12 protein-coding genes are annotated in these 12,219 nt (G+C 61.0%); 3 read left to right on the plus strand and 9 right to left on the minus strand.

Translation table 11 applies throughout. From position 1 onward, the window contains the following. The first annotated feature begins 10 nt into the window (after positions 1 to 10). From K3758_RS03995 to K3758_RS04005, 3 genes are all read left to right on the plus strand, one after another. Complete coding sequence (locus K3758_RS03995) at positions 11 to 1,870, plus strand: TRAP transporter fused permease subunit (protein ID WP_259947846.1); 1,860 nt, start codon at positions 11 to 13, stop codon at positions 1,868 to 1,870. 18 nt (positions 1,871 to 1,888) lie between these two features. Next, the gene (locus K3758_RS04000; protein ID WP_259947848.1) at positions 1,889 to 2,920 is read left to right on the plus strand and encodes a TAXI family TRAP transporter solute-binding subunit; all 1,032 of its coding nucleotides are present in this window, start codon (positions 1,889 to 1,891) and stop codon (positions 2,918 to 2,920) included. 75 nt (positions 2,921 to 2,995) lie between these two features. Continuing rightward, positions 2,996 to 4,624 carry an alkaline phosphatase family protein gene (locus K3758_RS04005; RefSeq protein WP_259947850.1) on the plus strand — a complete coding sequence of 543 codons (1,629 nt, stop codon included), beginning with the start codon at positions 2,996 to 2,998 and terminating at the stop codon, positions 4,622 to 4,624. Positions 4,625 to 4,725: 101 nt separating this feature from the next. Here K3758_RS04005 and K3758_RS04010 read toward each other — a convergent pair whose 3' ends face one another. From K3758_RS04010 to K3758_RS04050, 9 genes are all read right to left on the minus strand, one after another. Continuing rightward, positions 4,726 to 5,151, minus strand: coding sequence for a cytochrome c (locus K3758_RS04010; protein WP_259947851.1), 426 nt, complete (start codon positions 5,149 to 5,151; stop codon positions 4,726 to 4,728). After that, complete coding sequence (locus tag K3758_RS04015) at positions 5,148 to 6,446, minus strand: multicopper oxidase family protein (RefSeq protein ID WP_259947853.1); 1,299 nt, start codon at positions 6,444 to 6,446, stop codon at positions 5,148 to 5,150. Before K3758_RS04015 ends, K3758_RS04010 begins: the two co-directional genes overlap by 4 nt. A 175-nt stretch (positions 6,447 to 6,621) precedes the next feature. Beyond that, a complete protein-coding gene (locus K3758_RS04020; protein WP_259947856.1) occupies positions 6,622 to 7,071 on the minus strand; it encodes a potassium channel family protein in 450 nt (149 codons plus the stop codon). 41 nt (positions 7,072 to 7,112) lie between these two features. Then, entirely contained in the window at positions 7,113 to 7,685 is a 573-nt protein-coding gene (locus tag K3758_RS04025; RefSeq protein ID WP_259947858.1) for a LuxR C-terminal-related transcriptional regulator, read from the minus strand. A gap of 70 nt (positions 7,686 to 7,755) precedes the next feature. Beyond that, a complete protein-coding gene (locus K3758_RS04030; protein WP_259947860.1) occupies positions 7,756 to 8,490 on the minus strand; it encodes a copper-binding protein in 735 nt (244 codons plus the stop codon). Between the two features lie 45 nt (positions 8,491 to 8,535). Further along, on the minus strand, positions 8,536 to 9,894 hold the full coding sequence (locus tag K3758_RS04035; protein WP_259947862.1) for a multicopper oxidase family protein: 1,359 nt from the start codon (positions 9,892 to 9,894) through the stop codon (positions 8,536 to 8,538). Between the two features lie 17 nt (positions 9,895 to 9,911). Then, a complete protein-coding gene (locus K3758_RS04040; protein WP_259947863.1) occupies positions 9,912 to 11,375 on the minus strand; it encodes a TolC family protein in 1,464 nt (487 codons plus the stop codon). Continuing rightward, a complete protein-coding gene (locus tag K3758_RS04045; RefSeq protein WP_259947864.1) occupies positions 11,375 to 11,665 on the minus strand; it encodes a hypothetical protein in 291 nt (96 codons plus the stop codon). Before K3758_RS04045 ends, K3758_RS04040 begins: the two co-directional genes overlap by 1 nt. Before the next feature lie 82 nt (positions 11,666 to 11,747). Then, complete coding sequence (locus tag K3758_RS04050) at positions 11,748 to 12,128, minus strand: hypothetical protein (RefSeq protein WP_259947866.1); 381 nt, start codon at positions 12,126 to 12,128, stop codon at positions 11,748 to 11,750. Between the last annotated feature and the right edge of the window lie 91 nt (positions 12,129 to 12,219).

The following is a 12,219-nucleotide window of genomic DNA, read 5'->3' on the forward strand; positions in this document are numbered from 1 at the left end:
ATGAGGACCGATGCAAAACCTGCTTTCAAAATCCGTGACCGGATTGAACCTTGCGCTATCGGGACTGATCATCGCCGTCGTTTTCTACGTTTCCGTCTTTGGCGTGTTCAGCGAGTCCTATCTGCGCGTCGGGATGCTGCTGGTCGGAGGGTTGTTGATTCTGTTGACCCAGATGGAACGTGGCCAGACTGTCGCTGAAAAACCTTTGGCGCTGCTTACGGCAGCCCTACTGGGGGTCGCGGTCTTTCAGTACTTTCGCGCAGCGGCAGAGATCGAAACCGGGCTGTATTTTCTGACCTCCGCCGACATTTGGTTGGGCACTTTGGGGCTGATCGCCGTGATCGAACTCACGCGTCGGTCTGTTGGCATGGTCATGGCAAGCGTGGCGGCCCTTGTGCTGCTTTACGGGGCCTTTGGCCAATATGCGCCGGGGTTCATGCGCCATGCGGGCATGACCTCAGAAGAGTTGATCCAAGTTCTATGGTATTCCTTTGACGGTGTGTTTGGCCGTCCCATGGCGACGGTCGTTTCGACCATCCTGATCTTTATTATTTTCGGCGCTTTCCTTGAGTTTCTCACGATCGACCGGGTGCTTGTAAAGCTGGCGCTTGCGGCGACCGGGCGCGTTCGCTCGGGGCCAGCGGCGGCGGCGACAATTGCCAGCGGGTTGTTCGGCACGATTTCCGGCAGCGCGGTGGCCAATGTCGTCGGCACCGGCGTCATTACGATACCGCTGATCAAGAAACGCGGGTTCAAAGCGCATTTTGCCGGAGCGGTCGAAGCGGCGGCCTCAAGCGGGGGGCAGATCACGCCGCCCATCATGGGGGCCGTGGCCTTTATCATGGCCGATGTCACCGGTGAGCCCTATCTGACCATTTGCGCGGCCGCCGCCGTTCCGGCGATCCTTTATTATGTCGGGTTGTTCATGGCGACCTCAAGTGCGGCGCGGAGCATGGATCTGGACGTTTCCGAACAGCCAAAGCTCAGCTTCGTTTGGCGCGAGCTTGCGCAGATCATTGTCTTTATGTTGTCGCTGACGGCCATCGTCGTTGCCATGGTCGGCGGCTCTTCTCCGGCCTATGCAGGCTTTATCGGCGTGGCCTTTGCCGTCGTGCTTGGTTTCGCGATCAAGCCGGGCCTTTTGACCGATCTATCCTCTTGGGTCAGGTTCATTCGCTCGGCGGGCCTGATCTCGGCCCAGCTTGTGGTGATAGTGGGCGCGGTTGGTATCATTATCGGTATTTTGAACCTGACCGGCGTCGGCCTGCGGTTCGCGTCGCTGGTGGCGAGCTATGCGGATGGGCAGTTGGCGATTTCGCTGTTGCTGATGGCCGTGGCCTGTCTGCTTTTGGGCATGGGGATGCCCACCGTGCCTGCCTATCTGATCATCGTGCTGGTTATGGGGCCCGCGCTGCAACGGCTCGGCGTGCCGATCATCCACACGCATATGTTCGTGCTCTATTTCGGCGTGCTTTCTGCAGTGACGCCGCCTGTGGCCCTTGCGGCCTTTGCCGCGGCCCCCATCGCGAAGGCAGGGGCCATGCGCACGGCGATCGAAGCGTCACGACTGGCAATGCCCGGTTTCGTGATCCCTTTCGCCTTTATCTACAAACCGGCCATGCTGCTGGGGACGGGCTACCCGCTGGCGCAGTCCGCGCAGTCGATCCTGTTCGTCACCTTGGCGGTGCTGCATATCTCGCGCGCATGCTACCCGGCGAAAGGCAAGGCGGGCTATGCGCCCTTGGGCCTTGGGATTGCCTTTGCGCTTTTGTTTTTCGGACCGCTGGTGTCGTGGATTGCCGTGGCAGCCACCGTGGCGCTGTGGTCCGCCGTTCGGTTCGGGGCGTTCATGACGCCCGAAGTTTCATAATCCAGAGGAGGACAACCCATGACCAACCCAACATTCACACGCCGTGGTTTTCTAGGCACCGCCACAGGTGCCGCCGCGCTTGCCGCTTTGCCGGGCGGGGCCTTTGCGAAAGATATTCTGCGCATGTCGACGCTGGGGCCGGGCACCAGCCCGAACCTCGTGATGACCACCTTCGCGAGCATCGTGAACGGCGCGCTGCCGGATTTTGAAATTCAGTTGAACGCGACCGGCGCGGCCACGCGCCATGTGCTGGAAGTGGCGATGGGACGCAGCGATTTTTGCATGTCTTCGCCCGTCATTCACGCGCTGATGCGCCGTCAGGCGGCCATGTATGAAAAGATCGAACAGGCGCCTGAACTGGTCAACAACCTGCGCACCGTGCTGAACTTCCCGATGGGTGTCTATCACATCGCGGTTTACGACTCCTCCGGCATCACGTCGATGGATCAGATCGCTGGCAAACGTGTGTTCCTCGGCCCCCCCGGAGGGGCGGCCTACACCACCATGGCGCGCTTGTTCAAAGCGGTGGCCGGGCTGGAGGAAGGCACCGACTACGAAGCCGTCAAGCTCGGCTGGGACGCGGCGGCGGCGGCTTTCCAAGACGGCAACCTCGACGTGTACTGCAACCCGACCAACGCGCCCAGCCCTGCGCTGACCCAAATCGCGGTGACCAACGAGATCCGCTTCCTTGGTATTCCTGCCGATACGCTTGAAACCGAAGGCGTTCAGGCGCTCGTTGGCCGCCCGGGCTTCAGCGCGGCCACGCTGCCTGCGGGCATCTATGGCGACAATCAGGCCAATGAGGGGGATGTCACGACACTGGGCGTAATCGTTGGGATCGTAACCAACAAGGACGCGGACGAAGAGATGATCTATCAGATGACCAAAGCCTTCTACGACGGTGTCAAAGAGGCGGGCGAAAGTGCACCTTGGCTGCGGGCAATCACGCCAGAGGGCGCTGTGCAAGACATCAACCTGCCGCTGCACCCCGGCGCTTTGCGTGCCTTGACCGAACTGGGGGTCGAAATCCCTGACGCGGCGAAAGCCTAACCTCAAGGACCGGGGTGCGCCCAGCCCCGGTCCTCTCTGCTACAACTTAAATGCCACTCGGACCCGGACGCCATCATGACAAAAAACGTACTCTTCATCATGTGTGATCAACTGCGATGGGATTACCTGTCCTGCGCAGGGCATCCGGGGCTTGATACACCGCATATTGACGCTTTGGCCAAACGCGGCGTGCGGTTTGATCGCGCCTATGTGCAGTCGACGATCTGCGGCCCATCGCGCATGTCCTTCTACACGGGCCGCTACGTCAGTTCGCATGGATCGACGTGGAACAACGTGCCGCTGAAAGTAGGCGAGATGACCCTGGGCGACCATTTGCGCCCGCTGGGCGTGCGCACGGCACTCTGCGGCAAGACCCATATGAGCGCCGATGCCGAAGGGATGAAACGCCTCGGTTTGGCCCCCGACAGCACGATTGGGGCTTTGGTGTCCGAATGTGGTTTCGAGCCTTATGAGCGCGACGACGGGCTGCACCCAAGCACCAGTTACGGCAAGCGCAACAAAGCCTATGATGAGTACATGAAGGACCGCGGCTGGGAGGATGAAAACCCTTGGGACAGCGTCGCCAACAGTGGCGAGGATGCAGACGGCAACATCCTGAGCGGCTGGTTTCTCGACAATTCAGACGCCAAGGCCCGCGCCTCGGATGAAGAGAGTGAGACCCCCTATATCACCCGCCGTGCGATGGACTTCATTCAAGAGGCGGGCGACACGCCATGGTGCCTGCATCTTAGCTACATCAAACCGCACTGGCCCTATATCGTGCCCGAACCCTACCACGATATGTACCCGCCAGAGACCCATCAGCCGGTGCTGCGCAGCGACGCGGAACAGACGGACCCGCATCCGGTGTTTGGTGCCTTCATGGAAGAGCGGGTGTCCAAAGCCTTTACCAATGACATCACCCGGACGAAAGTGATCGGCGCCTATATGGGGTTGATCAAACAGATCGACGATCAGATGGGCGAACTCATGGCGTTTCTGGACGCCAAGGGTTTGACCGATGAGACGATGATCGTCTTCACCTCGGATCATGGCGACTATCTGGGCGATCACTGGCTTGGCGAGAAGGAGTTGTTTCACGACCCTTCGGCACGCATTCCCCTGATCGTTGTCGACCCCAGTAAAGAGGCGGATGCCACACGCGGCACGGTGTCAGACACGCTGGTCGAAGCGATTGATGTGGTGCCGACCATCCTCGACTATTTCGATGGCGCCGCCGTTCCGCATATCATTGAGGGCAAGTCCCTGCGTCCGCTCATGCAGGGCAAGGCGGACTCCTTGCGCGATTTTGTCATCTCCGAATACGATTACTCCTTCCGCCAAGCCCGCCGTCGTTTGGGCGTCAGCGTTGCCGAGGCCAAACTGACGATGCTTTTTGATGGACGTTGGAAATACGTCTTTGCCGAAGGCTTCCGCCCGATGCTGTTCGATTTGCAGGCCGATCCGGATGAGTTCAACGATCTGGGCGATGATCCGCATTCCGCGCAAGAATGCGAACGGCTGCAAAACCTGTTCTTTCAATGGACCCGCCGCATCAGCCAGCGCACCACGATGTCCGACGCTCAAATTGAACGGCGCGGGGCCGACCTCAACGAAGCGCGGGCGGGTGTGTTGATTGGCTTCCCGACGGAGGCCGACCTTGAAGCTGCCTTTGCAGCGGCGGGCGAGAAGCCCAAGGGGTAGGGGCGGCTGCGCATGCCATAGCACCGCAAAGGTCTGTGGCATGCGCACTTGGTCTGGGTCATCAACGCCACCGCTGGAGCTGGCGTTCTGAGGCTGCGGCCTCAATGTGGCCGGTTGCGACCTGCCTGAGCGGCCTGTTCGCGGGGCGGCCAAGTTGATTGGATGTAGGCGAGAATGTCCCAGATGTCCGCGTCCGACAGTACCCCTTCGAAGGCGGGCATTCCGCTGGCGAAATCATCAATCCCGCGCGCGGCCAATGCGGCGCTGCCGCCGCGCTTGGTATATTCAAAGAGCAGGGCATTGTCGTGGTGCCAGGTATGGCCGGTGGCATCATGGGGGGGCGCTGGCAGAATGCCGTCCTCATCCGGTGTCCGCCAGTCAGGCTGGCCTTCGAGATTGGCGCCATGACAGGCCGCGCAGGTCTCGGCATAGAGCGTGCGACCCGCATCGATATCGCGGCCCTCAAGCTCGTGGCCCGCCTGCGCCGTGGTTGCCCAGACAAGGGCAAGAAGTGAATATCGGATCATGTGACCTCTACCCATGTTCGCATCCCTCCGATGGCATGGCTTAGCATATGGCAGTGGATTAGCCAGCGGCCCGGATTGTCAAAAACGCAAAGCACATCCCGGCTTTCACCGGCCGCCACCAAAGTTGTGTCGCGCAGATCACCAAGGCTGTCATCGGCGGCAAGTTCATAGAAATGATGGCCATGTAAATGGATGCCATGCGGAAAGGCGGTATCATTCACGAATGTGATCCGTACCGTTTCGCCACGTTCGATGGCGGCAAAGGGGTCCTGTGGCAGGTCCGAGACATCGTTGAAGGACCAGATGTTGGCACCGCCGTGCCGACCGCCCATGGCACCGCCCATCATGGTCAGCGTCAGGTGCTGGGAGGGGGCACCCGGTGCCGGGAGGTCCGGTGCCGCCAAGGTCGGCAGAGGCCCCGATTGCCGATCCGTATTCTCGCCAGAGATGGACAATTCGGCCAGACGGTAAGGCTCCTGCCGCGTGGGCATGTCAAAGCCGACCGGGCCGGTGACATCGACGATCAGGTCGGCCCGCTGGGCCGGCGCCAGAACGAGGTCAGAGGCCGCGCGGGGTTGGCGCAGTGCCATGCCGTCCAGGGCGACAACCGAACCAGAAACGCCAGAGATGCTTAGGGGGAAAATACGATTGGTCGCCGCATTGATCAGCCGCAGGCGGATGCGATCACCTTGCCGCACCTCGCTTCGCGATAGGAAGCCGCGGGCGAAATTGCCCATATAGCCCGCATGGGCGACGCTGTGCATGTCGGTGAATTCATCAACAAGGCTGCCATCTTCGTCGATGATCCAATCGGACAGGATCACGGTGATGTCATGATCCAGATCGAGGGGGGCGTCGTCTTCGACGATCAGCGGCCCCATCAAGCCGCGCGCCACCTGCTCTTGCGAGATATAGTGCGAATGATACCAATAGGTCCCCGCATCGGGCGGCACGAAGCTGTAGGTCTTGCTGTCACCGGGGTTGATCAGGTCTTGCGTCAGCACCGGGACGCCGTCCATCCGGTTTTCCAGCCGGATGCCGTGCCAGTGAACGGCAGTGCCCTCTTCAAGCCCGTTCTCGACCTCAATCGATGCCCGCGCACCCCGTTTAAGCCTGATCTCAGGTCCCGGCATCGAGCCGTTGAACCCCAGCATTGCGGTGGTGCCTTCGCCTTCGGGAAGGATTTGCTGGCTTACCGTTTCGGCCTTTAACTTCAGTGGCGTCTGGCCAGCAAAGCCCGGAAGGGGCAGAACCGCGGCGGCGGAAACGCTGGCGAGGAATTGTCTTCTGTTCATGTCATGCCTTATCGGAATGAATTGCGGTTGATGCTGCCAGGGGGGACGGGGCGCGCTGATGTCCGGGGCATGTAGGTATGTCCTGCCGGGGCCAATTCCAACTGTCGATGACGGGCTGGAGGTGGACCGCCTATGCGCTCTCTATCGGGAAAGAGAATGGGCCGAACCATTTGGGTCACCCCTTGTCCGACAGGGGGGCGCGTCCCGCCATGACCTGCAGCACGAAGCTTCCTGATGCTGTAATCATGAGAAAGCCGTGAAATGCCTCTATCCCGGTGATGAAGCGCAGGTGCCCCACGGGGGTCAAGTCGCCGCGCCCCAAGGTGGTGAAGTTGACCAGCGAGAAATAGAAAAAATCCATCATCGTGGGAGGCTTGCCCGCCGGACCGGCTCCGTTCAGCGCGCCGATTTGCAAACCCTGCACGGCCCAAAGGAAGAACAGCGTATAGATGAAAGCCTCGATGACATGCGCGATTGTGATTGCGCCGACGGCCAAGCCAAGGTTCTGGCCATGCGCAGCACTTTTGCGCTGCTCGATGGTATCGGAAACCCGTTTGAGCACGAGATAGTGGATCGCCGTGCAGATGCTGACGACCAGAACGGATAGAAGCATTGCTTGGATCATGAAGGGGCAACCTGTCTTGCGGGGGGCGTTTCCTCAAGCGATTACGCCGGGGCGGCGTTTGATCTGGTTGCAGGGCCTATCGCTGAGCCCTTCACGGCCGCAGTTTGCAGGGCCTCCGCAGGCATCAATGCGTCATCCATCAAATCCTCAATGAAGGTGCTCAGCAACTGGGTGCGCCCGGTAACGGCCGCCTTGCGATAAATCGCGTTTGTCTGCGCTTTGATCGTGCCTTCGGAGGTGCCGCGCAGGTCCGCAATGTCGCGGGTGCTCAGGCCCTTGACCAAAAACACCGCGACATCCCGCTCGGCGGGGGTCAGACGCCAATCGGTGAAATGCCGCGACATCACCATTGAGAACTCCGAGGTGCAACGGCGCATCTTTTCTTCGGCGAGCCGGGCGCGTTGCAGGCTTGTTCTAAGGGCGATCCAGCCAAGTGCCACGCCGAGGTTCAACCCGATGGCCAACACGGTCTGTTGATACTCATGGCTTTGCCAGATCAGAAATTCAGGTTCCAGTCCGACAGCGTCCAGCAAGAAGCAGACGGAAAAGAAGATTGCCACAATTGCCTGTAGTGCAGCGATGGCCCAAAGGGCGATGGTTCCACGCGTTCTCATTGCTCGAACTGCCTTATTTTTTTTGTGGAAAGAGCAGGGCCAGCCCGTTCGCCGGCCCTGCTGTCGGTGCTTACTTCATCGCTGTGACGGTCAGCTTGCCTTTCACACGGTCGGCCACGAATTCGATGTTCTGGCCTTCCTTCATATTGGCGATCAGCGCTTCATCGGCTTTGAACACCATGGTCATCGACGGCATGTCGAGGTTTTCCAACGGGCCGTGGATGATGGTGACCTTCTTGCCTTTGGCGTCGACCTTTTTGATCTTGCCGGTGGAGTAGACCGCGGGCGCTTCGGGCGCCTCATCAGACTGCGCCACGGTGATCGGGCCATGCATGCCGGATTCGTAGTGGCCGGGGATCAGGCAGGCGAATTCAAAGCTGCCTTCGTTGGCGAATTTCCAGATCACCTCGCCCTCCATGCCGGAGTCGAGACGGACCGAGTTCGGGTCGTCATGCTCCATGTCCATCTTGGCCATGGCTTCCTTGTGCTCGGCATTGCCCTCCATCGTGTCGATTACGAACTCATGCTCGATCTCGCCTTTGTTGGTGACGGCAAAGCGGATGGTCTCGCCCTTCTTGATGTCGAACTCGGCGGGCTCAAAGATCATCTCGCCGTCGTCGGTTTCGCGCATGGTCACGTCGATGGTGCGGTCGACGGCCTCGGCCTTGCCGGGCATGCCCACGGCCATTTCTTTGTGCATGTCGCCGTGGCCGTCATCGCCGTGGCCGCCGCCATGGGTGCCAGCGGCAAAAGCCGGGGCGGTGATGAGAAGGCTGAGGGCGGTCGAGAGAAGAAGTTTGTTCATGTTGTTTCCTGTATGGGTTGGTTGTCATTGTGGTCCGAGGGCCGCTTAGCCCTCGGAGATTGGTTTCGGCGTGATTTGGGTTTTCGGGCTGTGGTTCTGCGCGAATTCTGGCAGCTCGCCCGTCCATTCATACGCCTCGGTGCCCGGCGGGTTTTCGTACCAGCCGGGATCTTCGTAGTCGTCCGCGTCGATGCCTTGACGCACCTTCACGACCGAAAACATGCCGCCCATTTCCAGTGGGCCATGTGGCCCCCAACCGGCCATCATCGACACGGTGTTGTCGGGCAGGGGCATCGACATTTCGCCCATATCCGCCATGCCCGCCGTGCCCATGGGCATGAACTCGGGCTGCACGCGGCGGACCTGACGTGTCATGTTGGAACTGTTGGTGCCGATCAGCGTCGGCACGTCGTGGCCCATGGCGTTCATCGTGTGGTGCGACTTGTGGCAATGGATCGCCCAGTCGCCCAGATGGTCGGCCACGAACTCATAGGCGCGCATGGCACCCACGGGGATGTCGATGGAGACCTCGGGCCACTGCGCTGATTCCGGCACCCAGCCGCCATCGGTGCAGGTGACCTTGAAGTCATAGCCGTGCATGTGGATCGGGTGGTTGGTCATGGTGAGGTTGCCCACGCGCACGCGCACCTTGTCCCCCTGATTGACGACCAGCGGGTCGATGTCGGGGAAGATGCGGCTGTTCCAAGTCCACAGATTGAAATCCGTCATCGTCATGATGCGCGGGATGTAGGTGCCCGGATCGATGTCAAAGGCGTTGAGCATGATCAGGAAGTCCCGATCGACGCGCATGAAGTCGGGATCCTTGGGGTGGACCACGAACATGCCCATCATGCCCATCGCCATCTGCACCATCTCATCGCCGTGAGGGTGGTACATGAAGGTGCCGGATTTGGTCAGATCGAACTCATAGACAAAGGTCTTGCCGGGCGGGATGCCGGGATGGCTCAGCCCGCCGACACCGTCCATGCCCGAGGGCAGGATCAGACCGTGCCAATGGATCGTCGTATGCTCGGGCAGGCGGTTGGTGACGTAGATGCGCACCCGGTCGCCCTCGACGGCTTCGATGGTCGGGCCGGTGGATTGGCCGTTGTAGCCCCAAAGCCGCGCGACCATTCCATCGGCCAGTTCACGTTCCACCGGTTCGGCAACAAGGTGGAATTCCTTGACGCCGTTGTTCATCCGGTGGGGCAGGGTCCAGCCGTTAAGCGTGACCACGGGGTTATAATCCGGCCCGCTGGTGGGACGGGTCGGGGCTTGGGTCAGCGCGCTGTCCATCACCGCGGCTTCGGGCAGGCCCATGTTCATGGTCTGGCCCCATGCTTTGGAGGACACGAGCGTTGCACCCGCAGCACCGGCCCCCAGAAGTTGACGTCTGTTGATCATGTGGTTGCTTCCTTGTCTCAATGTCCTGCGCCGCCACCGGCGGCGATTTGGGTTTCTCCACCGCCGCCACCGCCGCCGCTGCCACCGCCGTAGATCGCGGCAGTCAGACCAGCCGAGGCCAGCCAGAATTCACGCTTGGCGCTGGCTGCTTCGAGCTGGCTCGCGATCTTTTCGCGGGCGTCGTTCAGCAGGTCGAAAGTACTGGTGATCATGCCGTTGTTGCTGAGCAGTGCTTCCTCGTCGATTGTGCGGCGCAGGGGCAGCACGACATCTGAGTAGTGCCGCGCGATCTGGTGGCTTGAGCGGTAGGCCGTGGCAGCCGCCCGCGCTTCGGAGCGGACGTTCACAGCCTGCTCGGCCAACACATTGGCCGCCTGAAGATAGCTCAACTCGGCCTTGCGCAGCCGCGCCTTGCCGCTGTCGAAGATCGGGATCACGAATTCAAACTCGACCTGCGGTGACACGCTGGTCTCAATCTCTCCGTTCTCTTCTTCACGCTCGATTTCGGCCCCGGCGATGACTTCCAAATCGGTCAGGGTCCGGGTGGCATCGGTCAGGCCATAGGCTTTGGCCGTGGCGGCAAGGCCCAACCGCGCGACTTCCAGATCAACCCGATTGGCCAGTGCCAGCCGTTCGATGCCCCGGTGGCTGCTGACCGTATTCGGCACGCGCGGCAGGGCATCAGGCACGTAATAGGCCACGTCCTGCCCCCAAAGGCCCATAAGCCGGGTCAGTTGCTCCTTGGCCAATTGCGCGTCCAGCCGCGCCTGTGCCAATTGGCCCGCCATTTCGGCGTTGAACGCCTGTTCTCGCGCCTGCGCAGCCTTGTTAAGCGCGCCGGTCTTGCCCAGCTGCTGCGCCAGTTCCGCCGCCGCATCGGTGGTGACGGCCGCGCGTTTCAGATAGCTGACCGTTTCAAAGGCCGCGACAGCATTGACCCAAGCCTCGCGCGTTTCATTGGCCAGCGCCAACGTCTCGCTGACGGCTTGCATCTGCGCGTGCTGGAACTCGGCCTCGGCAGCGGCGATGCGCTGTTTGCGGGTGCGGGCGTCCAGAAGGTTAACGGCGATCATGCTTTCCAAGGCGCGGTACAGCCCGACCTCGGGCGCACCGATGCCCAAAAGACCGATGGAAACGACAGGGTTTTCTGGCGTGGACTGTTGCCATGCTTCGGCCGCCGAAAGGCCGATCTGCGCATAGGATGCCTGAAGCCCTTTGTTGTTCAAAAGCGCGACCTGCACCGCGGTTTCGGCACTGATCGTCTTGCCCTGCACCATAGAGCGGACCTGTTTGGAGGCCGCGACGGTCTCGGCCTGCGACTGCGCCCAGACGGTGCGCTTGCCGATGGCCTTGGAGGTGCGCGCCTCAACGGCGGCAAAACCAGCATCGCGGGCCGAGTAATTTACCGGCAGCACCGGGGCCGTGCAGGCGCCCAAGATCAGAGGCGTAATGACGGCGGCGGTTTTCAGTTTCCAACGCATCAGTGGTTCATCCCTTGCATTGCGCCCGGCTTGGGGGCCTGTTCCGCATTCAGCCGCCGCCAATCGAGCGGTTCGACGACACCGCGACGGCGGTAGCCTGAGAAGGGCTGTTCCTCTGCAGTGGCAGCGCTGCCACGTGCGCTGTTGTCGGCGGCGGTCATCGCGGCGACTTGGGGCAGAGGCGTGGGCTGCTGCAAATAGGCGGCAGTGACATCAGGAAGGGGCGGGAGCGCCGTGGCGCAGGCGCCAAGGGTCAGGGACAGCGTCCCTGCGATCAGTGGTAATTTCATTGGTATTTTGCCTGAGAAAGAGGTGATCTTACCCGCGGCTCGAAACCGCGGATGCAAAGGCCTTCAGGGGGCCGGGATCAACTCAGGCTCGAGGTGGACGCAATTGACCCGTGGGCTGGCCAGAGGCGACAGAGTGGGACACGCTGGTATATTCAACGGATCGCACCGCCGTCATCTTGGCATCCTGCGAAGTGGTCAGCGCCGCCGTCAGACAAATGCCACCACAGCAAGGCTCGCCTTCGAAGCTTTCTGGTATGTCTGTCAGATCAGGTAGCGCCGCAACATCCTGTTGCAGGTCTGACGCTGCGGTCATCTGGTGGCCCGCGTGATGCGCCGCCTGCGCGCTTTCGTGCATTCCGCTTTCGGCATGAACCGAAGAGGGCGGAAGCAGCAGCAAACCACAGGCCAGAACCACACCCAGTAGGGCGCGGCAGAGGTTTGATATGTTTGCCAGAGCATGCATGGCCTTAGCAGTGTCGTAAGTCACGAAGCCTGTCAACGCGTCCAGCGCTGGAAGGATTGCAATTAAATCTTTGGCCTTTGCATCAAAGCCG

Origin of the sequence: Sulfitobacter sp. W002, assembly GCF_025142135.1 — a bacterium.
GTDB lineage: Bacteria > Pseudomonadota > Alphaproteobacteria > Rhodobacterales > Rhodobacteraceae > Sulfitobacter > Sulfitobacter profundi.